This is a genomic window from Bergeyella cardium, from assembly GCF_009914665.1.
Taxonomy (GTDB): Bacteria; Bacteroidota; Bacteroidia; order Flavobacteriales; family Weeksellaceae; genus Bergeyella_A; species Bergeyella_A cardium.
On record NZ_CP029149.1, the window covers coordinates 627,258 to 652,246 of the forward strand.

The following is a 24,989-nucleotide window of genomic DNA, read 5'->3' on the forward strand; positions in this document are numbered from 1 at the left end:
TACAGCAGCTATTTTTTAGATTTCCGAAGTAGAAATTAATTCACTATTTGAGCCCTCAAAAGTATCAAAATTTTCCTAAATTTGCCCGCAATTAAACTAACAAAGTAAAAATGGCTGAGCAAGCAACTTATTTATTTTCTACACGAACAAGCAAAGCATTAGCGGAGAAAATTGCCGCACATTATGGACAGGAACTCGGGAAAATCAACTTCCAAGAGTTTAGCGATGGAGAGTTTGAGCCCGTACTCGACCAAACCGTAAGAGGCGGACGAGTTTTTCTTATCGGCTCTACATTCCCTCCAGCAGATAACCTTATGGAACTTCTACTAATGATAGACGCTGCCAAAAGGGCTTCTGCAAAGAACATTACCGTAGTGATTCCTTACTACGGACTTGCAAGACAGGACAGAAAAGACAAGCCGAGAGCTCCGATAGGAGCAAAGCTGGTGGCAAACCTACTAACCGCTGCAGGTGCTACCCGTATTATGACGATGGATTTGCATGCCGACCAGATTCAAGGCTTCTTTGAAATCCCCGTGGATCACCTCTATGCCTCCACGATATTTGTGCCTTATATTCAGTCATTAGGCTTGGATAACTTGACCATCGCTTCACCCGATATGGGCGGTGCCAAAAGGGCAAAGAACTACGCTAGCCACTTAGGAGCAGAAGTAGTAATAGCCTACAAAGAGCGCAAAAGAGCAAATGTAGTAGATGATATGTTCCTGATAGGCGATGTAAAAGACAGAAATGTAATCCTTATAGATGATATGATAGATACCGCAGGTACGCTTTGCAAAGCTTCGGATATACTGATAAAGAACGGTGCAAAGTCCGTACGAGCAATCGCTACCCACGGTGTACTCTCTGGAAAGGCTTATGATAATATACAAAACTCATCTATGGTAGAGGTCATCGTAACCGATTCTATCCCCGTACAAGCAGAAAAATCTCCCAAGATAAAAGTGCTCTCCTGCGCTCCCCTCTTTGCTGAAGTAATGAAAAGTGTACATACTTACCAGTCCATCAGTAGTAAGTTTATTATTTAATGTTTCAGTAAAATACTATCCAAGTATATTAAATTTTCATTTTTAAATACATTTTTATCCCTTTCTCCTAAAAACAGAGAAAGGGATATTTTATTTGGGACAATCCTTTTTTTCGACTTACCAACAAAGCATTTTTAAGTACCTAAAATCCCTCCCTAAAAAGGGGGGATTTTTCATTGAAAATTTGGTAGTTATAAAAAAGTTTCTACCTTTGTCATTCACGACTGTGGAAATAAAATAAAGTAAAAAAACACTCAAAAATTTGCATAGATGAAAAATATTTATAAACACACATCTCCTTTTAAACACAAAGAAAATAACGCTATTAGCGTTTTATGCCCATTAGTTGAGTGTCATAGGCACCTGACTAATGGGCATTTTGTATTGAATATATGATAGAGCTGGTTTTAACCGAGAAGCTGAATATACTATTAAAACAAAAAAATACTAAATATTAACATTAAAATAAAATCGTATGAAGCAAAAATTATTTTTTGCAATGTTGCTAACAGGAGTATTAGCAAGTGCACAAACAGATTATCAAGGGAAGGTGGGAATAAACACAGCGGAACCAAAGGCTACTTTGGATTTAAATCCTTCTACAGAAAATGCTAAGGTAAAATCCAATGCGAGTAATGAAGGCTTACTTATCCCAAGACTGAGCAAGGAAAGATTGGCAAAAGTAGCTTCAACCAATCTGCAAGAATCTACACTGGTTTATGTAAATGATGTAAGCTATACAGGAGCTGAAACCACAATAAAAAATGTAAAAAGCAAAGGTTTCTATTTTTATAATGGTACGGAATGGACAGCCGTAATAGGGGCAGGAGCCTCCTCATCTGTAAAAACCCTTTATACAGACGATGGTGAAATCTCAGCAGCCAGAACGGTAACAGTGAAAAACTCAGGAAGTCTTGTATTTAAACGAGAAGCGGGGAATAATAATGAAGCAGTAGATGTTCAGGGAATGCTGAAAGTAACATCTATTGATATGAATTCGGACAGAAGATTAAAGAGGGAGATACAACCCATCACCCAACCGAATAGTTTATCTGCGCTTCGTCCCGTGTCTTATTACTGGAATGTAGAGGGTGAGAAAAGAGGAGGAAATAAAGATTTGCAGTACGGCTTTATTGCACAGGAAATAGAGCAGGTATATCCACACTTAGTAAATACAAGCTCCGATGGTTATAAATCTGTAAACTACATACAGGTAATACCATTACTTGTAAAAGAGTTGCAAGAATCACAAGCAAAACTAAAGGACTTAGAAGGGAGATTAGAGAAACTGGAAGGGAAAGGCTCAAAGGCAAACAAAAGCAAAAAGTAGTAAGATATGAAGAAGAGATTATATATACTACTGGGCTTATTGGTCAGTGGGCTACAGTATTTAACCTTTGCCCAGTCTACACCACAGCAATCTATAACTTGTAAGTTCGGTTCTCCACAAATCACTTTAAAAGCAGGTCAATTAAAGGTAGCGACTTGGGGAGGAACATACCTTTTTGGCTGTATTCCTAATCAATTGGATCCTAGCAGTACAAATGGGCAATATGTAGCTTTAGATGAACATGCGCAGAATGTAGCCGAAGCTCCTACTGAGAATGGAAAAATAAAATATACTCCTACCCATGGAAGTGTAATTCGTTTGGAAAATCAAAATAGACCTCTTAGGAATAGAAATTTTACTCCTCTAGGTTTTCCAAATAATCCCCATTCTCATAAGGTAGGGAAGATTATCTATTACTTAAATCACTATTGGGAAGGAGTAGAAGGAAATAAATGGCATTTATTGGATAATGCAATCATATTTGAGGTGTATCCCGAAGTTCTTACATTAGATTATAACGCAGGAAGTACTACTATTAATGTTTATTCAAATGGATCTTGGACAAGTAGCGGATTGAGTATAGCGGGAGAATCATTAACTCCAAGTTCATCAAGTGTAAATGGTCATACACCCGTTACTTATAATTATCCTGAAAATAATACAGATAGAATTTCAAATAGAACCATCTATTTTAAAAGAGAAAATTTAAATTTAACAAGAACTGTAAAGGTAGTACAGAACTATAAACCAAAATATTTATACTCAAATATATTAGATGTCTATGGTAAGGAGCAGAGTGGAACTGTACCAGAGGAATATAAAGGTAAGGTAAATCCTGGTCCAGAGCGTTTTTTTGCTTGGGTAACTTCACCTACCAAATTTAGAATGAGGATTAAGTATAATGGAGGACCTATAGGAAGCTATACCCATCCTGACCCTGTACTTGGAGATTATGATTATGAATATGATGGGAAAGGGGATATAATAGCCTACGAATATCAGCTAAAAGAAAACCTTACCAATGCAGATCGAAAAATTGATTTAGAGATTTCTTTTCAAAAAGCAAATGGGGACTGGGAGCCTTGGGAAGATGTAGGCTTAAAGAACTCTAATAATACAGCCGTAACCCAATCTCACCTGCAGCACAAGGCAAGAAGAAGATGGAGTAAAAAATATATAGGGGCTACCGAAGATGCAAAGGATGTCTCTTATGTATATCAACGACTGGATCACTATAAGAGTCTTCCTTCATCTTATTATAAAGAACAAGCAGGAACTTGGACGACAGGCTTAAAGAATGATAATCCTTTGGTTACAGGATATACGGAAGCAGGTGTAGGCAGTGGCTGGAAAGTTCCAGATGAGGAAGATCTGAAAGATCTAAAAATAGCAGGGTTTATCCCGAACAGGCCGTTTCTCTATACATATGACAGTCCTACTCGTATACCAGCAGCAGATACTAAGTATAATAATTGGGCAATTAATAGTTCTAATACTGTACTCTTAGATTCAGAAGTATTTTCTAAACAAAAATATGGTTATGGTAATGCTTTTTATCTGTATGATAAAACAGGTTCTATGGTATGGTTTCCTATAAATGGAAGAATAGAATATTATCGTCAGAGCTTTTTCAATCTTACAGAATATAGTATAGATCACAAAATAAATCTATTAGGAACTCATATATCAAATAGTTCTTCTACGACGGAAACGACAGATTATTATAGATATGCAGATTATGTAACATGTTATAGAAATGGTCAAAGTGAACCTCAGCACTATTTAAAGTATTCCGTTGATACGAGAAATTTGGGAAATAAATTTAAATTGGGTATTATTTCTACTCAAAATGGAGTAGATATAAAAGACGACCAATATATATCAAGTTATAGTCTTACCGAAAGCTATGGAGAGAGTAGAGAATGTACTGTTACTTCTTCTTGTTACCATAATGGTCCTGTTTTTGGTCCTGCGCCTCCGGCAATTCAATGTGGGAGATGGAAGGATTTTTATGATTATTATTCTTTTACTAAGAATTATCAATATACCTACCGCCTCACCCACGATTAATAGAGGTGTAAGGTATTAAAAAGAATATAGAACCCCTCGTACTTATGTACAGTGTGTTTTTATAGTTGTTAGTATTTTGTTTTGTACGGCACCCCAATTTGGGGTGCCGTACTCTTTTATTAATCACACATAAGTTAATGCTTACCCATTAATAAGATAGATTTTGTAAAACAGGTAAAACCACAGATACAGGACAGAAAATATTGCTTTCTAAAATAATAACTCTCTACTCAGTGGTACTCCTCTTGTTTATATTCCCAGTACTTTATCTAATTAAAACCTTACTGCAACATAATAAAAAAGCCACCGTTAAACACGATGGCTTTTAACAATCTTTATTAATGTAAATTTTAATTATCTATCCTCTCCCAACCTTTATCTGTACCTTCATAGAAGTTTCCTGTGTCTGGATTATATACCAAAGTACCTATCTCATGAGGAGTACCATTGATAACTTTAGATTTTGGCAGAGTTTCTATATTAGCCGAACCATAAGGTTCATTTACCAAGGAATAGACTTTTGTATTTCCTGAACCTCTTCTATCCTTAGACGCAACAAGCACTCCTTCAGCTGATGCGTATTGCATTTCTCCTAAAATAGTCGGAGCACCAGATACAGAGGAATAATCCTGATATTCTTCTAACCATTCGTAAGCACCATTTTCTTTTACGCCTGAAAAAATATTTCTCCCCTCTCTCTCTTGTAGATACATCTCTCCTGGTAAGCCACATTTCTTAGTAGCAGCTATTATAATACCCATAGATTGCATTCGTGATTTCGCTATATCATTACAATAGTGCTTATTACTTAACCCCAAGTCCCTAGAATTTGATGGCCAATCTCTCACATTAGCATATCTACTCCAGCCTTCCAAAATCTTATCTACATTGTAAGCAGATAAATAAGAGCCTTCAAACATTCCTTTTGTATCATATGAAGGTATATGAGGATCATAATTTGTTACACTTCTAATATTCCAATTCCCAATATTTTGATTAAAAGAAGAAGCACCAAAAAATATATTTCTGATATCTTTTACTTTTGATGTATCCCAATTCCCAATAGGTTGGTTAAAGGAAGTAGCTTCTCTAAACATACTTCTCATATCCATAACATTAGAAGTATTCCAGTTACCAATAGGTTGATTAAAGGATGTAGCTCCCCTAAACATATCTCTCATATCCGTAACATTAGAAGTATCCCAGTTACCAATAGGTTGATTAAAGGATGTAGCATTTTCAAACATATAATGCATTACGTTTACATTAGAGGTATTCCAGTTACCAATAGGCTGATTAAAAGAATTGGCACCAGCAAACATTTTAAACATAACTCTAACATTAGAAGTATCCCACTGTGGGAAAGTAGAATTTCCTACCAATGATTTACAGTTTTCAAACATATTTGCTAAGTCTGCATCCTTTGCAAATTGAGGCATATCAGTAGCTGTTACCTCTAATTTCTCTGCACCTGATATATTAAATCTTTCCCACTTTGCTGTACCCCACTGCTCTATTCTTATTGCTTTTGAATAATAATTTTCACCAACTAACATCGATAAATAATACTTAATATTGGGGGGGAATCTCACTCTATATTTACCTGGATTAGGAAAACTACAAGTCAAATTTCCCGCATTAGGAATTGGATGTAGAAATTCCCATACTGATTTATCCGGTATATCCTCTGGCTGATATTGTAATTTTATAGGTGCTCCACTCAAGCTCCCACTATGAAAACCCATTTTAAATGTAATACTATATTTATTAGTATATGGGTGATCAATTGTCGTATCATACACCACTACAAACCAATCGCTATCCTTAAGTTGTGCTTTTAGATAGCTACTCCCCACTCCTGTAAATAAATACAGAAATGAGATTAATAATAACAACCGCTTCATTATCTATTGCGCTTTAAGGTTTGTACTGCCTTCGTAAGTTCTTCTATTTTCTTCTCCTGAGCATCATTTCTTGCGCGCTCTTCCTGCAATGCCCTCGTAAGCACAGGGATTAGCTGAATATAATTCACTGATTTTAGCCCCTCACTATCCGTAGATACCATCTCTGGATAAAGACGCTCTACTTCCTGTGCGATAAAACCATACTGTAGAGTATTATCTCCTCCTTTTTGCTTTCCTTTTTCATTCCAATAATAGGTAACTGGGCGGAGCTTTGAGAGTTTATTATCCAAAGCTATTGGCTGTATATCTCTCTTCAGCCTCTGATCTGAATTAAGATTTACTGCCGTAGTCTTTACTTTACCATCTACTAATATTACTGGCTCTGTACTTGTATTTCCTGCTTCTCTTGTGAATAATACATGCTTCATTTCTGAAGGTAAAGTTACCGTTCTGATGTGGTCTGCATCATCAGTCAATGTGCCATCCTGAGCATAAAATGTCCCTCCACTATTTCCTCCACCATTTGTGCTTGCTCCCAGTGCTTGCCAAAGACCTGCTGGGTGTGAGTAATAATAATATCCCGCTTCTTTTACATTTTTTAGTTTTCCATTCTGGTCTCCTATGGGCATTTCCTCTGTCAAGAAAATGGTTAAAGCATTTTGCTCTTCTCCAAAAGCAGGTTTGGCAGTCATTACTTTCATCTCATTAGCACTTACTCGAGGGATGATTATCCCTTTCATATCGCTGTTTCCACTCTCAATATGAAGAGTAGCTCCTGGATTTTTTGTATTGATTCCTACCCTCCCTCTATAATCATCTGTAGCCTGCGCCTTCATCTGAACACCGAAGCCTAATACAGCAACGGCAAATAATAATCTGTTTTTCATTGCATTAGAATTTATAATTGTTAGTATTTTGCTTTGTCTATATTAAAAGAGAGGTTAAAAGAAAAAGCCCTTTTAACCTCATTTTAGATATTCTTTAATTCATAAAATTAAAAAGTTCCAAAAGTAGCATTTCCAGTGGTTACACCTACACCTCCATACATATAGAACCATTGGAATACATTATCTCTCTTCATACAGAAACCAAAAGCAGATACTTGTTTGCCATCTTTATTAAACTCTCCATAGTTAATAGTACCTATAGTTTCTTCTTTACATTCTGTTGCTGCCTGCATTTTTACAGGAACAACAGTAGCTTTTAGCTTACCTTCTTTATCTGCTACCACCATACGATCTGCTTTAGCACTTGCGTCTTTCATAGCACCTACGGTTAGATTACCATCATCGCCTACAAAGAGGTTTTTAGCATCTTCTCTTGCAGTAGTACCATCTGAAAGTGTAGTAAGTTTTACGCGGTTGTTTGCAGAATCATTTGTCCATTTAGAACCTTCTAATGGTTTCCAAGTACCTCCATTAAGAGTTGTTGATTTATTTTCATAAAAATAAAAACCTGGAGTTACTTTTACTTTCTGAGCTCCTGTCTTAGTTTCACCAGTACCTGTATTATATACAATCATACCGTCTAAACGTGTAGGATAAGAAGTTGGTAAACCATTAGGAAAAGCTACTAAAGCTGCCAATGTAGTTAAATCTGTCCTTGGGAAAACTAAACCTTTACCTTTATTTGTACTATTATTCCAAGCTACAGAAGAAGAAGCGTCTAAAAATGCCGTTTGCTCTGTTATTGTATTTGAACTTACTACATCATTTGTTTTTATCTGAGAATAAGCAATCCCACCAATAACAAAAGCTAATATGTATAATGTTTTTTTCATTTTATATTTTTTTATTAATAACCATTAGAATTTAACCAAACTGTACCATCAGAAATAAAACAAGCTACTTGTGAAGGTTGCACAGTCTGTACTGGACCAATTGGCTGTGGAGTAATTGTTCCTGTTCCTGACTTTTCATTATAAAAGCATACTGTTCTTCCTTTATTTGATGCTGATGCAGGAGTAAATGTAATATTATTTGCTATACCTGTCATTCTAACAAAATAATCCACAGTTGCCGTACCATCCTCATTTTGATCCATTACAACAGTAGATCTACTATCTGTTCTAATATTTCTTGTAAAACCTACTTCTGGCGTTGCAGCACCTCCACCACCAGTTCCTATTTTAAGAACACCATTAGCATCTGCATATACAGGGCGATCTCCTGTACCTGCTAAAGAAGTTGTTTTAATCTTACCATCTACGGTTAGTTTTTCATCTGGAGATTTTTGATTAGAATAGAGACTGCCAATACCTACATTACCTCCATCGGTAATAATCATTTGAGTATTTAAATTAGTTCCATCAGCAGCATACGCCCAAAAGTGTAACCCTGGATTATACTTAGCACCTGTAGCTGTATTGGTCATATTAAATATTGCCCAAGTTTTCACTTCCTTCCCTGTACTTTTTTTAGGATTGTCCAAATAAAGACGCCCTCCTTCATTAGAATCTACTCTTGAAGTAAAATTACCTTCTGTTACAAGCACACTCCCCTTTTCTACATGGAGTTTTACAGAAGGCTGACGAGTACCTAAACCTACAAAACCATTATTAAGCACTGTCATTAAGTTATTACCATCGCCATTATTAAGTTCAAGATTTCTTGTTGTGCCATTATTTCTACCTTGTAAAGACTTCACCGTTAATGTAGCCTCTGGATTTTCTACATTAATCCCAACATTTCCATCATACGGAGTTGTTACTTGCGCACTGGCTAGTGCCCCAAAGCCAATGAAACACAATACGCTTGCTCTATAAATCACTTGTTTCATAATAAAATTGTTTACTTATTTAATTAATATTAATAATATAACGCCAAAGAAACAGGCAATTTAATACTATTAAAACTGCTCACTGATTTTCAATGGAATTATATTCTCACTTTTTCGGCGCAAAGATACTGATGTTTTTCATTTATACAAATAATTCATAAGAAAAATAATTTCTAAAAACGGTTTATAGTATATTTTCTATAATATCTTAGACTTATTTCTGATATAATTTCTAAAAAATGAAAAAGCAGGAGTATCCTGCTTTTTCAATATTAAAATCCTTCTATCTATAACTTAACCTCTCTAAGTCTTTTTATAGACTCTTCTTTGCCGAGTATTTCTAATATATCGGGTACATCGGGGCCTTTAAGCTCGCCTACGAGACAGAGGCGGAGGGGCATCATCACCCTGCCCATACCGAGGGATTTCTCCTCTGCATAGTGGTGAATGGCTTCTTTTAGTATTTCTGCCTTAAAATCGGTATTCTCTAAAACCGCTACCAGCCCGCTCATTATCGCTGGTGTATCTTCTTTCCAAGCCTTTTTTACTGCTTTTTCATCATACGATTGTGGGCGTTCAAAGAAGAATTTGCCATCGTTATAAATATCTTTTACAAAGGTGGCGCGCTCTTTCATCAGGCAGACGATTCGCTCGAGTTTTTCATCGGAGAGGTTTGCCTCAGCCACGCCTTCTATCTGTTTTAGAAGGCTTACCAGCTCTGCTACCGATTTCTTTTGGAGGTATTGGTGATTAAACCATTCTGCCTTTTCTTTGCTAAATCTCGCCCCAGCCTTATGCACCTTGTGGAGGTCAAATTCCTTTGCCATTTCATCAAGGCTAAGGATTTCTCTATCCTCCGCAGGAGACCAGCCGAGTAAAGCGAGGAAATTCACAAATGCCTCCGGGAAGTAGCCCTCTTCTCTATAGCCTTTGAAAGTCTCCCCCGAAGCCTTATCATAGAAATCTAATGGGAAAACAGGAAAGCCAAACTTGGCGCCATCTCTTTTGCTGAGCTTACCCTTGCCCTCAGGTTTTAAGATAAGCGAGAGGTGCGCAAACTGCGGAGCTTCCCAGCCCATAGCCTCATAGAGGAGAATGTGCAAACCCATAGACGGCAACCACTCCTCACCGCGGATTATATGGGAGATTTTCATCTCGTGATCGTCTATAATATTGGCGAAATGATAAGTTGGCATCCCATCATTCTTTACAAGGACTTTATCATCCAGAGTATTGGTATTTACGGAGAACTTACCGCGGATAATATCTTCAAGGTTAAGGACTCTATCAAATGGCATTTTAAACCTCACGACATAAGGGGTATTTTCATTGAGCAAACGCTCTACCTCATCCGCAGGAAGGGAAATCGAGTTTCTAAGCCTTGCTCGGGTCTGATAATTATACGCGAAGACCTCGCCTCTTTCCTCATATTCTTTTCGGATTTTATCTAATTCCTCAGCCGTATCAAAGGCGATATAAGCATAATCTGTCTTTAAAATCTCTTGGGTGTATTTATCGTAGATATGCCTCCTTTCAGACTGGCGATAAGGGGCATAAGGGCCTCCGTGTTTAGGGCTTTCATCTGGGATAATACCGCACCATTCAAGGGCTTCCATTATATATTCCTCCGCACCTTCTACAAAGCGGGCGGTATCCGTATCTTCTATTCTTAAGACGAAGTCCCCACCTTGGTTTTTAGCAAATAAATAATCATATAACGCCGTTCTGGCACCTCCTAAGTGTAGGGCTCCCGTAGGGCTTGGAGCAAAACGAACTCTCACTTTTTCCATACTTAAAATTTAAGGTTGCAAAAATATTGTTTTTAATTGAATTTCCTTTTCAAAGCAATAGAAAACCTCTCCATTAGTATTGGTAAGGAGAGGCTTTCAAAATGTATTTAAATTATGAAGTTATTTATTATTTTGCTGCTTAATGAGGTTAAGAGCAGAGCCTGCTTTAAACCAGTCAATCTGTTGCTCGTTATAAGTATGGTTGGCAATGATGATGTCTTTGCTTCCATCTTTATGGACAAACTCAAGGGTGAGCGGCTTACCTACGGCAAACTGATCAAGGTCGAGGAAGTTTACCGTATCATCTTCTTGAATTTTATCATAGTCTGCCTTATCATTAAATGTTAGACCGAGCATCCCTTGTTTTTTAAGGTTGGTCTCGTGGATTCTCGCAAATGATTTCACAAGAACAGCCCTTACGCCAAGGTGTCTCGGCTCCATAGCTGCGTGCTCACGGGAGGAGCCTTCGCCGTAGTTTTCATCTCCTACCACTATGGTTGGGATACCTGCAGCTTTGTACTGTCTCTGTACCGCTGGCACTTCGCCATACTCACCTGTCAGCTGGTTTTTAACATTATTTGTCTCCATATTATAGGCATTCACAGCACCGATGAGCATATTATTGGAGATATTATCGAGGTGTCCTCTGTACTTAAGCCAAGGTCCCGCCATAGAAATATGGTCAGTAGTACACTTACCGAAAGCCTTAATAAGCACCTTAGCTCCTTCTATATTTTTGCCGTCCCAAGCAGGGAATGCTTCGAGGAGCTGAAGCCTGTCAGAAGTAGGGCTTACGATAACCTGTACATTAGAACCGTCTTCGGATGGTGCCTGGTAGCCGTTATCATCTACTGCAAAGCCTTTTGTTGGGAGCTCATAGCCCTTAGGTTCGGCTAATTTTACCTGCTCTCCTGCTTCATTGGTTAGGGTATCTGTAATAGGGTTAAAGTCTAATCTACCAGAAATAGCTACCGCTGCCACCATTTCTGGGGAAGCTACAAAGGCGTGGGTATTTGGGTTTCCATCGGCTCTTTTAGCAAAGTTCCTGTTGAAAGAGTGTATAATGGAGTTTTTCTCTTGCTTTTCTGCTCCCTCTCTATCCCACTGACCGATACAAGGTCCGCAGGCATTGGTAAAGATTCTTGCATTATCAAATTTTCTAAAAGAATTGAGGAAACCATCTCTCTCAGCGGTAAATTTCACTTGCTCAGAACCTGGATTAATACCGAGTATAGCTTTTGGCTTCACCCCTTTTGCTACGGCATCTTCTACGATAGAAGCTGCACGGGAAAGGTCTTCATAAGATGAATTTGTACAAGAGCCTATCAAAGCCCATTCTACATCCAAAGGCCAGCCGTTTGCTTCTGCTTTCTCTCTAAACTCAGAAACAGGAGTTGCCAAATCTGGGGTAAAAGGTCCATTGAGATGTGGCGTAAGCTCAGAGAGGTTGATTTCTATTAACTGGTCATAATATTTCTCTGGTTCAGCATAAACTTCGGCATCAGATCTAAGGTGCTCTGCTACTTTATCAGCAGCATCTACCACTTCCTGCCTGCCCGTAGCTGCAAGGTATCTCCTCATAGAATCGTCATAAGCAAAGGTAGATGTAGTAGCACCTATCTCTGCTCCCATATTACAAATCGTACCTTTACCCGTAGCGGAGAGAGATTCTGCACCTTCACCGAAATACTCTACGATACAACCTGTACCTCCTTTTACGGTCAAAATGCCTGCTACTTTCAGGATAATATCTTTTGGAGCCGTCCATCCACTCATTTTACCTGTGAGTTTCACTCCGATGAGCTTTGGCATTTTAAGTTCCCAAGGCATTCCTGCCATTACATCTACCGCATCTGCACCTCCTACACCTATCGCTACCATACCGAGCCCGCCTGCATTTACGGTGTGAGAGTCTGTACCGATCATCATCCCGCCAGGGAATGCATAATTCTCCAATACTACTTGGTGAATAATTCCTGCTCCTGGCTTCCAGAAACCGATGCCGTATTTATCACAAACAGAACCTAAGAAGTTAAACACCTCTTCGTTCTTGCTTTTTCCTACTTTTAAGTCTATTTCTGCGTTTTCTTTTGCCTGTATCAAGTGGTCTGCGTGTGCCGTAGAAGGTACTGCTACCTTAGCCTTACCCGCCTGCATAAACTGTAAGAGCGCCATCTGTGCTGTAGCGTCTTGCATTGCTACTCTGTCGGGTGCGAAATCTACATAAGAACTCCCTCTTTGGTGTGCTGTGGTTGCATTTCCCTCCCAAAGGTGGGCATAAAGAATCTTTTCTGAGAGTGTAAGTGGTCTGCCTACGACTTTTCTTGCTTCAGCAATTCGTTCAGGATACCTTTCATACACTTTTTTAATCATATCAAGGTCAAAAATCATATCGTAAATGAGTTTATAGGATTAAACTTTTATTGTCCCCCCAAAATTAAGACTTTTATATGATAAAAATCATCTAAATAATTTAGATTTTATACAAATTTTTGTGATATGTAATGAGTTAGGGTGCAAGGCCCCTTTTATTATAAGGCATTGAGTGCTCTATTTAGTATTATAAAAAATTAAGAAAACAACGGGATATTATTCATTTTTAAGACTATTTTTTCGTGATAATAAAGCACAAAAAAAGAGGGAAAATATTTTCCCTCTTATCCTAATTAAAGGGGCTATGCCCCTAATTTTACCATTTCGGTTACTTCTACACCGTAGCCAGAAATCATTGGTTTGTGTTCTGGGTTTTGGCTTATCACTCTGAATTTGCTTATGCCGAGCTTCTTTAAAATCTGAGTTCCGATACCGTACTCTGCAAAATTCGGGTTTGTGATGGGCTTCTGACCGTCTTGCTGACTATTGAACTGCTGAAGTTTCCTCAGCGTATTTTCAGCATTAGATACATTGTTGATGAACACAAGCGCACCTTTTCCCTCATCATTGATGAGCTTTGTAATCCTGTCGAGGAGAGGTTTTTCACCATTGGTAAGCTGGTGGAGCACATCAAAATAAACACTTGAGCTCTGAACTCTAACCAAGACAGGCTCATCAAACTCCCAGCTTCCTTTCGTTAGTGCAAAGTGCAGTTGATCGGTATGTTTCTCTTGAAACACATGGAAATCATAATCTCCGTAGAAAGTCTTTACTGGGCGCTCCTCAATCTTGTTTACAAGGTCTCCTTTTTTGAGTTGATAGTCTATAAGGTCTTCTATGGATATGATTTTAAGGTTTAATTTCTTTGCTAATTCTATGAGCTGTGGAAGCCTTGCCATTGTGCCATCTTCATTCATAATCTCACAGATTACGCCCCCCTCTTTAAGCCCTGCAAGTCGGGTAAGGTCTATAGCAGCTTCGGTATGCCCTGCTCTTTTTAATACTCCACCAGATTTTGCCCTAAGCGGGAAGATATGCCCTGGTCGCATAAAATCGGTAGGCTTGCTGTTCTCATCCATAAGTGCAGCTATGGTTTTTGCTCTATCCGATGCAGAAATCCCAGTAGAAACGCCTTTGCCAAGCAAATCCACAGAAACCGTAAATGCGGTTTCCTTTGGGTCGCTGCTTCGGTATACCATTATATCAAGCCCAAGTTCATCGCATCTTTTTTCAGGGAGAGGAGTACAGATAAGCCCTCTGCCGTGTATCGTCATAAAATTAATCACCTCTGGGCTTACCAGCTCGGCAGCAGAAAGAAAATCTCCTTCATTTTCTCTATCTTCATCATCTACTACAATGATTACTTTGCCATTTTTTAAATCCTCAATGGCTTCTGGGATTGTATTAAGTATTATTTCAGACATTATTTTAATTTTTCACAAAGGTAATACTATTTTTAAGGGAATAAAACGAATGCTTAAGTTTATTAATAAAACCGAAACAGCTACTTCAAAAAGAATGAAGTAGCTGCCTCAAAAAAGTATCTGTCAAATCAAACTCCTAAATTAATGATGATGCCCATGATGGATGAATGGTCCATCTCCTTTCGGTTGGGAATAGATTACCTCAACACCTTCCTGCTCGTTTAATCTCTTCCTTCTCACCTGCTCTGGGTCAAATGGTTTTACTTTACCAAAATATTCTTTAAGACCTGCTGTAAGCCAAAATGGCACTACAACCGTAGCAAACATAAAGATACACCAGAAACCAATGATGAACATTATAAAGAAATACACCGTCCATAAATACTGGTAAAAAGGCCAAAAAGCTGATAAAACCATAAGTCTTTCTATTTTTGAGGGCAAATATAGAGTCTTTTTATTTCATTAACCAAATAAATCAGTCTCATAAGAAAAAATTTAATTCTATTTTAAATAAGAGGATTTCAAATAGATGTTACTTTTTATTACTTATGGGATTATGGATAAAGAATTACTCACTTTTAGCATCTCTGACTGTGATTTTTTCTTATATTTGTGAGCATAATAAATTTTCAAAATCATTATAAAATGGATTACAGAATAGAGCACGACACAATGGGCGAAGTAAAAGTCCCAGCAGACAAATTTTGGGGAGCACAAACAGAACGCTCCCGAAATAATTTTAAAATCGGTGAAGAAGGATCTATGCCTAAGGAAATCATTGAGGCATTTGCCATTTTGAAAAAGGCAGCCGCTTTTGCCAACAATGAACTCGGCGTACTCCCAACCGAAAAGAGAGATGCCATAGCTACCGTATGCGATGAAATTTTAGCAGGAAAACTCAATGACCAATTCCCTCTCGTTATCTGGCAAACGGGTTCTGGTACGCAGTCTAATATGAACCTCAACGAGGTAATCTCCAACAGAGCCCTCGTAAATAATGGTGGGAAATTAGGCGAGAAATCCTTCATCCACCCGAATGATGATGTGAATAAATCTCAGTCCTCCAACGATACCTACCCTACCGCAATGCACATAGCGGCATATAAAAAAGTGGTAGAAACCACTCTTCCTGCATTGGAAAAGCTAAGAAACACCCTTGATGAGAAAGCTAAAGCCTTTCAGAATGTAGTAAAAATCGGAAGAACCCACCTGATGGACGCTACCCCTCTTACCTTAGGGCAAGAGTTTTCTGGCTATGTAGCTCAGTTGGATTACGCGAGAAAAGCCATCATCAATACATTAGAACACTTAAAAGAACTGGCTCTCGGAGGTACGGCAGTAGGTACGGGGCTCAATACTCCCAAAGGTTATGATACAAAAGTGGCAGATTATATCGCTAAATTCAGTGGGCACCCATTCGTAACTGCACCTAATAAATTCGAAGCCCTTGCTGCGCACGACGGTATTGTGGAAACCCACGGCGCACTAAAACAGCTCGCAGTTTCGCTTTATAAAATCGCTCAAGACATCCGCCTCCTCGCTTCTGGGCCGCGCTCTGGTATCGGGGAAATCTTTATTCCAGAGAATGAGCCAGGCTCTTCCATTATGCCAGGGAAAGTAAACCCTACCCAAAACGAGGCGCTCACTATGGTTTGCGCTCAGGTGCTGGGCAATGATACTACGATTTCCTTTGCAGGAACTCAAGGGAATTATGAGCTCAATGTCTTTAAACCCGTGATGGCATTTAACTTCCTGCAATCTGCACAGCTCCTCGCCGATGCTATGCACTCCTTTAACGACCACTGCGCCGTAGGCATAGAGCCTAACCATACGAGAATAAAAGAGCTCCTCGATAAGTCTCTAATGCTCGTTACCGCCCTCAATACGCACATCGGTTACGAGAATGCAGCTAAAATTGCAAAAACAGCTCACAAAAACGGCACTACACTAAAAGAAGAAGCCATCAACCTTGGGCTTCTCACCGCCGAGCAGTTTGATGAATGGGTAAAACCCGAAGATATGGTCGGCAGCCTCAAATAGCTAATGGCTATATGAGCTACAGGTTACAGGTCGCCCCTGCGGGGCGACCTGTAACCATTTTTATAAGTAAGCCATCTGCAAGGTGTGTACTAACTTACTACCTAAAGCCTACTGCTTAAAAAAGCTTTCAATTTCTTGAGAGCTTTTGAAGTTATTTAATAATCTTTATTCGGTAGTCTTCTACTTCACCATAGCCGTAGTTATCTACCACTACTCGCGAGCCTGTGAGTCTTCCGTTGCAAGAGCTTGCAGGAGCAGAGTTGATACTCGGACCTACTTTAAGGGCAATCCTCATTCTGTAGTACTCTTGAGTATCTATTATTGCATCATCCGGCACATCTATATTAAAGTGAGCGACTATGCTACCTTTATTACCATTAGATGGGTCTGGAATGAAGTGCTTCACTACTCTTTCAGCTTCAGACATTTTAGCATCGCCATTAAAGTCTATCCATACGCTTAGGGTTTCATAGAAGTCCTCATCTGATGGATAAACAACTGTAATGCTGAGCTTATTGCCTTTGGAACCTTGTTTTAAGGTGATGACCTTTGAGGAGTCGGTTACATAGTCCTTATAGCCATCACCTGCAGATTTATTATCGAGGATGAGTTTGCCCCCAGCATCGGTAACTTTTACCCTTGAAATATACTCGAACTCAGAGCTGTTGGCTTTAAGACCGCAATACTCCAATGCTGGAAAATGAAGAGTCTGCGACTGGGTATAATTCCCAACTGTTCCACTACAAATATTGGCTACCTGCACTTCATAATCTACCCCAAAGTCTAAATGATGAACTCCTACTGAGATTTCCGCGCTTGGGCTCTCTGAGGTGAAGGATTTCCATCCGGTATCGGTTTTCTTTTTATATCTGATGGAATAAGTAGCGTTTTCTGCTCCTTCCCACGAAAGCAATGCCTTTCTCCTTTCGTTCTCTACTGTGAAATGATCGGGAGCTTGACTGCTACATCCCTCCAGCTTCGTTACAAGGAGGGGCTTGCTCACGGTATAGAAAACATTGTCTATCGCCGAAATTCTTATCTGAATTTTTTTGCCTGCTAATGAAGCTGGGAAGTTGAGCTTCTCATTACCATCATTCGGAGTAGATTCTGAGAGAATCGTCCAGTTTTTACCTTCATCCTGTGTATAATCTATCTTTACATTGGCTACGCTATATGGTGCATTTTGGGTATTGGCGGTATCCCAAAGGATAGGTTTGGAAACTCCATAATGCAATATACCAGAGGTTACAGCAAAAGGACCTTCTTTGCCTACACTGATATTCTGCTCTGCTGAAGCTACCTGCTGCTGGTTGAGAGTAGGATGATTATCCCTCACAGTAAGTACGAACTTCATTTCTTTTACGATATTGGATACCGCCTCCCAATCATCCTCGCTAATGAGCTTACCTGCAATTACATTTTCCAGTTTAGGAAAATACCTTATAGGCTCTGTACCTGGCTTTAATGAGCGGAAGTTTGCACCATCTTTCCTGTCTCCCGAGATTTTAACAAGCTTTGTCTCAGCTGAATTTTGCTGTTCCCAAGTATAAGTAAGCGGGTCGTTCTCTTTATCGGTAACCTGAGCACTAAGTACAAAAGGAGTTTTCTTAGGGATAGTATAAGACTTAAGAGGAGAGATGACGGGCAAGGTATTCTGAATACTTGTCTTCTGTGCACAAGTAGCTTTTGACAATACCTCACGAATCTGATTCAAACTCACATAATTGAAATAAGGGTCTGTACTCTGCTGTACATTGGCTTCGGTAATACCCGCATAGCCCATAATAGTAGAACCAGAACCAGGCTCTACCTGCACATCTGAGCGCTCTATATCGTGAGAAAAGGTGTGATTAGCCCCTAACTGATGCCCTATTTCGTGAGCTACATAGTCTATATCAAAGGCGTCTCCAAAAGGTTCATCATCTATACTTGGGGAGGTAAAAGCCGAACCTTTCTGAGTATCCATAGAATCCCCAAAAGGATCTGGCTCTGGGTCTATGCACACACAACCGATACAGCCAGCATTACCGCCACCACCAGACGCCCCAAAGAGATGCCCAAGGTCATAAGCATCATTACCTAAAACTTTGGTTAGATTTCTTTGGAGCTCTACATTCCACTCACCTGCTACACCGAGGTCAGCATCAGAGTATGGGTCAGTATTTGGGTCGGTATAGATAAGCTCTGGAGTATTTACCAGATTAAGATGCAGTGCAAGGTCTCTCTCATAAACTTGATTTACCCTTGTAAGTGTGGCATTAATTTGCGCCAATGCTTTCTCTACACTGCCAAAGACCTGTGTATATTCTCCTGTTACAGATATAGCCATTCTAATGGTTCTGTACTTCCTGTCGGAAGAGCTTATATTAAATAAGGTATTCTTTTTATAAGCCTCCGCATTTTTATAGAGGTGGTCTAAACCTTGTATATCAGATTTGGGTTCAGAAGTAGTACATTCAAAAGCACGACCTTTAGCTTTTAAAGATTTTGGGTGAACGCGATAGACATCTTTCTGCTTTCGCTCAGGGTCTATGAAGGAATAGCCCTCATCGGTGGAAAGCATAGACTGAAAATCATAAGGAGAGACGCTAAACCTTATAGTACGGCGAGAGTTCTCCAAAGACACACCCTGGTACGATCCCAACTGATATTTAGCAGCCATAGCTTCATCTACCACAGGGAAACTTCTTACTTTAAACTTTTCGAGCTTGCCTTCTACATTTGGGATTTCTATAATCATCTCTGCATTTTTAGCGGAGAGCTGAGTATTCAAATCTTTTCTCAGCTGATGGAGGTTGAGTTTATAGAACTGCTCTACTTCATTATTCTTACCTGCCTTAGTAGAAATCTTTTGCCAGTAATTCTGGGAATATCCAAAAGCTCCCAAAGCAGCGGTTATTAGTATAAATATCTTTTTCATTTCCTTATTTCTTAATGAATTTAAATGTTTTTTCTACCTCATTATTTTTCACTTTAATGATGTATGCTCCTGCTGGCAATGCTCTTAAATTGATGTCTTCTTCACCATTACCTTTATTTACGGCTTTACCAGACGCATCGTAAATAATGTAGGATGATGAGCTGTCAAAGCCTTGCAAATGGAGAACATCGTAAGCTGGATTAGGATATACTGAATAGATAATTTCTTCCTTGTTTGGTGTATCACTTACGCTGAGGTCTGGCTGATGGGTAATTTTAATATTATCGAGCAACAGCTGAAACTGAGCAAAAGCCCTGTGCCTGAAGCAGAGCCTAATCTTCTTACCCTTATAGGCACTGATATCAAACTTTCGTTCTTGTGCAGAATTTGCACTTGAGAAGTTGGTATGGTCGGTCGGAGTAAGTGTAGGGAAATACTTCTGACCATCAGCAAGGATAAAGAGCCAGTAGTCTATATCATTCAACTTAAAGCCATTTCTCTCATCTAAAACTACCCCTATTTTATAGGAGAGCTCGGTTTTTCCAGTTGCGGGAATGGTAATTTCTGGGGAGATGAGAACATCATCGGCATCCAAAGGACCAGGGATAGGTCGAGAAATATAGGAAGTAGCAACCATCATAAAGCTGTTGGTATTATCCCAACCTGCTGACTCTGCAAAGTCGCTCCCCAGACTTAGTTTCCAAGTTTCTCCATCTCTGTCGTCATCCAAGATAACCCAGTCATTGTAATGATTGGGATCATCGGTGTCAAAACGCTCAGAGAAGATAACATCCTGTGCTTTTGAAAGTCCCGAAAGAAGTGCAAAAGCTAAGCATAAGTTTCTTATCATAGCATTCAAATTTTAGAGTACAAAGGTAATTTGTTTTAAATTCTCTTCAATTATTTTTGGTTCAAAATATAAATCTTCTAAAAAATCACAGAAAAAATTCTATTTATCTTTACAATTATTTGCTTTACTTTCTTTTAGACCTTAAACCTCTCTCTATTCCTTTTAATATTTATTTAAGTATATTTGTCCGCAATTTTAAATCTAATGGAATACTTAGAATTTGAACAACCCATTAAAGAGCTGGTAGACCAATTGGGAACCTGCTCCATAGTAGGCGAAGATGCAGGCATCGATATGAAACTCGCCTGTAGCCAAATAGAAGATAAGATTCTGGAAAAAAAGAAAGAAATCTACGGAAACCTTAGTCCGTGGCAGATTGTACAGCTCTCCAGACATCCCGATAGACCTTATGCCTTAGACTACATCAGCGGTATAGCAGACCCCGATAGCTTTGTAGAACTACACGGCGATAGAAACTTTGCCGACGACCCAGCGATGGTGGGCGGATTAGCAACCATAAAAGGACAAAGGGTAATGTTTATAGGCACACAAAAAGGAAGAACCACCAAAGAGCGACAAAAGAGACGCTTCGGAATGCCCAACCCCGAAGGCTACCGAAAAGCCCTCCGACTGATGAAGCTCGCCGAGAAGTTTAACATCCCGATCATCACCTTTATGGATACCCCAGGTGCCTACCCAGGCTTGGAGGCAGAAGAAAGAGGGCAAGGAGAAGCCATTGCAAAGAATATCTATGAAATGGCATTGCTCAAGGTACCTGTATTCTGCTATGTTATCGGTGAAGGTGCCAGCGGCGGTGCGCTCGGTATAGGTGTGGGGAATAAGGTCTATATGATGCAGTATTCTTGGTATTCCGTAATCTCACCAGAGAGCTGCTCATCCATCCTTTGGAGAAATTGGGAGCATAAAGAAGACGCTGCCAATGCCCTAAAACTTACGCCAAAGGATATGCTAAAAAATAAAATCATAGATGGCATTATAGAAGAACCCCTTGGTGGCGCACACTATGACCCAAAACAAGCCTGCGAAAATCTCAAAAAATCTATCCTGCAAAATATCTCTGCATTTAAGAAATTCTCACAAGAGGAAATCATTACCCAGAGACAAGAGAAATTCATCGCAATGGGGCATTTTAAAGACTAATCCTCATTCTTCTGAAAGATAAAATGAACCTCCCTCCAATTGATTGGAGGGAGGCTTTGTTTTCGTAGAGAGGGTGTTCTTCTATTTTAGTTTGTTTTTGAGCTCGATGGTACTGATTCTGTCGCTTTCGGTAGCAGGTTCATCATTCGTCTGAACCCTATTGCGAACGCTGTAGTCGTACTTCATATAAGAGATAAAGCTGTTCTCTGGGTTTAAGGTGTAATAGCCTCTGAACACCTGAGAGATGATGTATTCCTTTTTGATAATCTCTTTTACAGGAATAGGGAGCTTTTGAACTTTGGTTCTTTTTTCTTCTGGGATGATTTTATTTACATAGAAATAGACCTTCCACTCGCGAGGCTTGGTTTTATCTATGCTAATGATTTCGGTTTCGTAGGTAATGCCTCCTTTTTTCAGGGTATATTTACCTTTATCGATATCTTCCTTATCAACAAAGTAAAGGCTTTTATCATTCATAAAGGGGATATACCCCGAATATCGGCTGAAGCCCTCACAGTTTTTATTATCGTTAAACAATTCACACTTTTTATTGAGGGATTTCTCATAAATCTCCATTAGTTTTGGGTTGCCCCCTCCGCTGAATTTATCATCGGTATCTGTTTTAATGATTTCTCCAAAGACGGGGGGTTTCATCTACAATTCGTTTGATTTCGTAGCTGGAAACACCGCTATGGTTTGTTGAAGAAACATAGACCCTTTGCCTAACTTTCTCACTGAGCATCCCTGAAAATGCTGCACTATCACCGCCTGATACCACCGAGCTAAAAGATTTCTCCAAACTTAGAACGCTTTCTACTTTCTGGGAAAACACGAGCGAAGTCCCTCCCAAAAAAGCCATTAAAAATACTTTTCTCATTTTTTATTTTCTATGATTACAAATATAAAATTATTTCTAAATTTGATATCGTTTATTATAAATCTCTAATATTTCCTCTTTATGAAGAAATTTTTATTCGGTTTTTTGTTTATTTTCATCTCTTTTTTCTTATTTGGGCAGGAAATAAAAATCATTCCCGAGGTGGTTATCAGCTCCAAGAAAAAAACAGACACCTTACGCATAGAAATAGATACACTCACCATAAAAAAAGGCGATAACTTGAAAGGGCTGATGGATAAAATACCTGGGCTAATCTGGAACCAAGGCAAGCTGTACTACAATGGTAAGTCGCTGAATAAAATCTTTATAGACGGTAAGGAAATGTACTCTGGAAATTCTAAAATAACCTCCGAACAAATCCCTGCCGAGTGGGTGAAAGACCTGCAAATCACCAATCCAAATAATAAAGACGAAACAAGCATACTCAACATTGGGCTGAATACAAAAAAATCTCAGAAAACCCATCTGAATACAGAGATGCTGGGCAATGCAAATGACAGATACTTGGTAAGAGGCTCGGTTAACAGGGTTCGTAAAAGTATGCTCTTCAATTCTTTTATTAATGCAAACAACCTGAGCAAGAGCATTCTTCCAGAGAGTATCGCTTATCGGAATTTCTTTAATGAACAGTTTTTCAGCAGTGGAAATCTGCTCTCCAACTTGCATTATTCCTACGCTAATGCAGGCGATTTAAGGCTCTCCCATCCTCATATCGGGGATACCAAACTTCTGCAATCGGGTTTTAGTTTTAATATTAAGAAAACCAAAGCCCAGTATACCGTATTCGGAATTAATGAGCATAAAGACCTCTTTACCCAGCAGGAATACCGAGGATGGCAGCACGCCAACGAAAACACAATACACGAAAATACCCGCAAGGAGGGGAATGATATTAACACCCTCTACCTTATCTCCCAGAAATTTAATTATTCAAATTTAGATAACAGCCTTACCGTCCTTTTAGACATCAAACGAAATGAAACGACACTCAGGAATACTCAAAACATCCAAAATGAGTATATAAATAATGCGAATTCTAATGCCTACAAAAGCCTGCACACAGAAAACAGCTCCCAAAATACCAACAGCCTCTCCTCAAAAATTCTCTGGAAAAGCAAAATATTCAGAATGGGGATAGATTTCGTAAGCGAGAGAGAAAATTCAGTGGCAGACTATACCAACCAGTTTAGTACGGGAGGCTCTACCACTGCCCAAAGCACCCACAGAGAGCAAACGGCACAAAACAACAATATTTACCTCTTCTACAACCTCTACAAAAACCTGAAAAACCTCCGAATAGAAACCCAGCTCAATATAGATATACGGCATACATCCATCAGCAGGGAAGATGAATACAAAACTGTGCTCAGCCAGTATGAAATACAGCACAGCATAGCCAGCTGGGAGGCTTTTCTCTGGTATAAAAAGAGGAAATTAGACCTCATCATCGGGGCGGATGCCGTAGGCATACGCAATAAATTCAACGCCTCAAGAGCACAACAATGGAGCAGGAATATCTTCCCAAAAGCAAAGATTTCTTACCGCTTTTCCGATGATTTGAGCCTTAGTTTATCATCAAACTATAAGATTAATTTCAAGGAACGAGACTACCTGCTCCCAGTACTTGACACCTCTGACTCGAAAAGATTTATAAAGGGAGACGATGCTTCTACAAGTACCTTTTTCTCTTATTCGAACAGCCTTAGCCTCTCGGCAGCTCTCCGCAGATTATGAATATCTGCCACAGTCTGCCATCATCAAAACCTCAATGGGTGCTTCTGCGCCTGTGCAAAGCATCATCATCGCTGATTCGCCCTCTCATCGGATGAATATATCGGGAAATTACATAAGCTCTAAACCGAAATTCTCGCAAATGCATATCCTTATTTTTCGGCACTGGAACTTTCCGATAATCCTAAATGAAAACCTGAGATACATTAGTCAAAACAGCCTTAATTTGGTTTCCCTAATCAATACCCAAGTGCTGAACCAAAACATTAAAGCTGAAGCCCATCACAGCTTTATTATCTCTAATAAAACCGATTATAACCTTAGGCTGACGACCTCCTCTGAGCTTAAAATAACCCCTACTACCTACCTGAGCCCAAGCCTTAGCCTCTACGCTCGCCACCTTGATAAATTCTACCTCTATACCCCGCAAATCTCCCTTGCCCTTGAGAAAAAACTCCCCCTTTTCTCCCTTAAAATAGGAGTAAATAACCTCCTCAACAGCCAGAAACTCTATACCAACTCCATCACTAACCAACTGATTTCCTATAATACCTATAACCTCTCCCCCCGCTATTTCTACTTTGGACTACAGTGTACACCATAGCCCACTAGCATAAGGAACAGCCACAGCGTGGCAGGCACTTTTTTTATTTTACTTGACCTAAGGTTGA

19 protein-coding genes are annotated in these 24,989 nt (G+C 39.2%); 7 read left to right on the forward strand and 12 right to left on the reverse strand.

What is annotated here, in order from left to right; genetic code table 11:
• Positions 1 to 110: 110 nt before the first annotated feature.
• From DBX24_RS02865 to DBX24_RS02875, 3 genes are all read left to right on the forward strand, one after another.
• Positions 111 to 1,049, forward strand: coding sequence for a ribose-phosphate pyrophosphokinase (locus DBX24_RS02865; RefSeq protein ID WP_120488474.1), 939 nt, complete (start codon positions 111 to 113; stop codon positions 1,047 to 1,049).
• A gap of 475 nt (positions 1,050 to 1,524) precedes the next feature.
• Positions 1,525 to 2,379 carry a tail fiber domain-containing protein gene (locus DBX24_RS02870; protein ID WP_160223929.1) on the forward strand — a complete coding sequence of 285 codons (855 nt, stop codon included), beginning with the start codon at positions 1,525 to 1,527 and terminating at the stop codon, positions 2,377 to 2,379.
• A gap of 6 nt (positions 2,380 to 2,385) precedes the next feature.
• On the forward strand, positions 2,386 to 4,449 hold the full coding sequence (locus tag DBX24_RS02875; protein WP_160223930.1) for a BACON domain-containing protein: 2,064 nt from the start codon (positions 2,386 to 2,388) through the stop codon (positions 4,447 to 4,449).
• Positions 4,450 to 4,799: 350 nt separating this feature from the next.
• Here the strand turns inward: DBX24_RS02875 and DBX24_RS02880 are convergent, their stop codons facing one another.
• From DBX24_RS02880 to DBX24_RS02915, 8 genes are all read right to left on the reverse strand, one after another.
• Entirely contained in the window at positions 4,800 to 6,353 is a 1,554-nt protein-coding gene (locus tag DBX24_RS02880; protein WP_221411197.1) for a BspA family leucine-rich repeat surface protein, read from the reverse strand.
• Positions 6,353 to 7,240 carry a tail fiber domain-containing protein gene (locus DBX24_RS02885; protein WP_160223931.1) on the reverse strand — a complete coding sequence of 296 codons (888 nt, stop codon included), beginning with the start codon at positions 7,238 to 7,240 and terminating at the stop codon, positions 6,353 to 6,355. The genes DBX24_RS02880 and DBX24_RS02885 overlap by 1 nt, the downstream gene beginning before the upstream one ends.
• Before the next feature lie 107 nt (positions 7,241 to 7,347).
• A complete protein-coding gene (locus DBX24_RS02890) occupies positions 7,348 to 8,133 on the reverse strand; it encodes a phage tail-like protein (protein ID WP_160223932.1) in 786 nt (261 codons plus the stop codon).
• 14 nt (positions 8,134 to 8,147) lie between these two features.
• Entirely contained in the window at positions 8,148 to 9,131 is a 984-nt protein-coding gene (locus DBX24_RS02895) for a hypothetical protein (protein ID WP_160223933.1), read from the reverse strand.
• 287 nt (positions 9,132 to 9,418) lie between these two features.
• Positions 9,419 to 10,921 carry a glutamate--tRNA ligase gene (gene gltX / locus DBX24_RS02900; protein WP_160223934.1) on the reverse strand — a complete coding sequence of 501 codons (1,503 nt, stop codon included), beginning with the start codon at positions 10,919 to 10,921 and terminating at the stop codon, positions 9,419 to 9,421.
• Between the two features lie 120 nt (positions 10,922 to 11,041).
• A complete protein-coding gene (locus tag DBX24_RS02905) occupies positions 11,042 to 13,312 on the reverse strand; it encodes an aconitate hydratase (protein WP_120488467.1) in 2,271 nt (756 codons plus the stop codon).
• 284 nt (positions 13,313 to 13,596) lie between these two features.
• Entirely contained in the window at positions 13,597 to 14,718 is a 1,122-nt protein-coding gene (gene ribB / locus DBX24_RS02910) for a 3,4-dihydroxy-2-butanone-4-phosphate synthase (RefSeq protein WP_160223935.1), read from the reverse strand.
• A 141-nt stretch (positions 14,719 to 14,859) separates the two neighbouring features.
• Positions 14,860 to 15,135: a hypothetical protein gene (locus DBX24_RS02915; RefSeq protein WP_120488465.1), complete on the reverse strand. Its 276-nt coding sequence runs from the start codon at positions 15,133 to 15,135 to the stop codon at positions 14,860 to 14,862.
• A 228-nt stretch (positions 15,136 to 15,363) separates the two neighbouring features.
• Here DBX24_RS02915 and fumC point away from each other — a divergent pair, with 228 nt between their 5' ends.
• Positions 15,364 to 16,758, forward strand: a complete 1,395-nt coding sequence (gene fumC, locus DBX24_RS02920) for a class II fumarate hydratase (RefSeq protein WP_120488464.1) — start codon at positions 15,364 to 15,366, stop codon at positions 16,756 to 16,758.
• A 151-nt stretch (positions 16,759 to 16,909) separates the two neighbouring features.
• Here the strand turns inward: fumC and DBX24_RS02925 are convergent, their stop codons facing one another.
• Both DBX24_RS02925 and DBX24_RS02930 read right to left on the reverse strand, forming a co-directional pair.
• On the reverse strand, positions 16,910 to 19,678 hold the full coding sequence (locus DBX24_RS02925) for a reprolysin-like metallopeptidase (protein ID WP_160223936.1): 2,769 nt from the start codon (positions 19,676 to 19,678) through the stop codon (positions 16,910 to 16,912).
• A gap of 4 nt (positions 19,679 to 19,682) precedes the next feature.
• On the reverse strand, positions 19,683 to 20,528 hold the full coding sequence (locus DBX24_RS02930; RefSeq protein ID WP_160223937.1) for a T9SS-dependent choice-of-anchor J family protein: 846 nt from the start codon (positions 20,526 to 20,528) through the stop codon (positions 19,683 to 19,685).
• A 204-nt stretch (positions 20,529 to 20,732) separates the two neighbouring features.
• On the opposite strand from DBX24_RS02930, the gene DBX24_RS02935 reads away from it, so the two are divergent.
• Entirely contained in the window at positions 20,733 to 21,689 is a 957-nt protein-coding gene (locus tag DBX24_RS02935) for an acetyl-CoA carboxylase carboxyltransferase subunit alpha (protein WP_160223938.1), read from the forward strand.
• 81 nt (positions 21,690 to 21,770) lie between these two features.
• On the opposite strand, the gene DBX24_RS02940 is transcribed toward DBX24_RS02935, so the two are convergent.
• Both DBX24_RS02940 and DBX24_RS02945 read right to left on the reverse strand, forming a co-directional pair.
• The gene (locus DBX24_RS02940; RefSeq protein WP_160223939.1) at positions 21,771 to 22,343 is read right to left on the reverse strand and encodes a hypothetical protein; all 573 of its coding nucleotides are present in this window, start codon (positions 22,341 to 22,343) and stop codon (positions 21,771 to 21,773) included.
• A complete protein-coding gene (locus tag DBX24_RS02945) occupies positions 22,312 to 22,566 on the reverse strand; it encodes a hypothetical protein (protein ID WP_160223940.1) in 255 nt (84 codons plus the stop codon). Before DBX24_RS02945 ends, DBX24_RS02940 begins: the two co-directional genes overlap by 32 nt.
• A gap of 81 nt (positions 22,567 to 22,647) precedes the next feature.
• On the opposite strand from DBX24_RS02945, the gene DBX24_RS02950 reads away from it, so the two are divergent.
• Together DBX24_RS02950 and DBX24_RS02955 are read left to right on the forward strand one after the other, a co-directional pair.
• Positions 22,648 to 24,321 carry a hypothetical protein gene (locus DBX24_RS02950; protein WP_160223941.1) on the forward strand — a complete coding sequence of 558 codons (1,674 nt, stop codon included), beginning with the start codon at positions 22,648 to 22,650 and terminating at the stop codon, positions 24,319 to 24,321.
• On the forward strand, positions 24,251 to 24,922 hold the full coding sequence (locus tag DBX24_RS02955) for a TonB-dependent receptor (protein WP_160223942.1): 672 nt from the start codon (positions 24,251 to 24,253) through the stop codon (positions 24,920 to 24,922). Before DBX24_RS02950 ends, DBX24_RS02955 begins: the two co-directional genes overlap by 71 nt.
• The last annotated feature ends 67 nt before the right edge of the window (positions 24,923 to 24,989 follow it).

Bases quoted from the DNA above. Each gene is read 5' to 3' on its own strand.
- DBX24_RS02865 (WP_120488474.1), top strand. From the start codon at position 111: ATGGCTGAGCAAGCAACTTATTTATTTTCTACACGAACAAGCAAAGCA.
- DBX24_RS02870 (WP_160223929.1), top strand. From the start codon at position 1,525: ATGAAGCAAAAATTATTTTTTGCAATGTTGCTAACAGGAGTATTAGCA.
- DBX24_RS02875 (WP_160223930.1), top strand. From the start codon at position 2,386: ATGAAGAAGAGATTATATATACTACTGGGCTTATTGGTCAGTGGGCTA.
- DBX24_RS02880 (WP_221411197.1), bottom strand. From the start codon at position 6,353: ATGAAGCGGTTGTTATTATTAATCTCATTTCTGTATTTATTTACAGGA.
- DBX24_RS02885 (WP_160223931.1), bottom strand. From the start codon at position 7,240: ATGAAAAACAGATTATTATTTGCCGTTGCTGTATTAGGCTTCGGTGTT.
- DBX24_RS02890 (WP_160223932.1), bottom strand. From the start codon at position 8,133: ATGAAAAAAACATTATACATATTAGCTTTTGTTATTGGTGGGATTGCT.
- DBX24_RS02895 (WP_160223933.1), bottom strand. From the start codon at position 9,131: ATGAAACAAGTGATTTATAGAGCAAGCGTATTGTGTTTCATTGGCTTT.
- gltX (WP_160223934.1), bottom strand. From the start codon at position 10,921: ATGGAAAAAGTGAGAGTTCGTTTTGCTCCAAGCCCTACGGGAGCCCTA.
- DBX24_RS02905 (WP_120488467.1), bottom strand. From the start codon at position 13,312: ATGATTTTTGACCTTGATATGATTAAAAAAGTGTATGAAAGGTATCCT.
- ribB (WP_160223935.1), bottom strand. From the start codon at position 14,718: ATGTCTGAAATAATACTTAATACAATCCCAGAAGCCATTGAGGATTTA.
- DBX24_RS02915 (WP_120488465.1), bottom strand. From the start codon at position 15,135: ATGGTTTTATCAGCTTTTTGGCCTTTTTACCAGTATTTATGGACGGTG.
- fumC (WP_120488464.1), top strand. From the start codon at position 15,364: ATGGATTACAGAATAGAGCACGACACAATGGGCGAAGTAAAAGTCCCA.
- DBX24_RS02925 (WP_160223936.1), bottom strand. From the start codon at position 19,678: ATGAAAAAGATATTTATACTAATAACCGCTGCTTTGGGAGCTTTTGGA.
- DBX24_RS02930 (WP_160223937.1), bottom strand. From the start codon at position 20,528: ATGATAAGAAACTTATGCTTAGCTTTTGCACTTCTTTCGGGACTTTCA.
- DBX24_RS02935 (WP_160223938.1), top strand. From the start codon at position 20,733: ATGGAATACTTAGAATTTGAACAACCCATTAAAGAGCTGGTAGACCAA.
- DBX24_RS02940 (WP_160223939.1), bottom strand. From the start codon at position 22,343: ATGAAACCCCCCGTCTTTGGAGAAATCATTAAAACAGATACCGATGAT.
- DBX24_RS02945 (WP_160223940.1), bottom strand. From the start codon at position 22,566: ATGAGAAAAGTATTTTTAATGGCTTTTTTGGGAGGGACTTCGCTCGTG.
- DBX24_RS02950 (WP_160223941.1), top strand. From the start codon at position 22,648: ATGAAGAAATTTTTATTCGGTTTTTTGTTTATTTTCATCTCTTTTTTC.
- DBX24_RS02955 (WP_160223942.1), top strand. From the start codon at position 24,251: ATGCTTCTACAAGTACCTTTTTCTCTTATTCGAACAGCCTTAGCCTCT.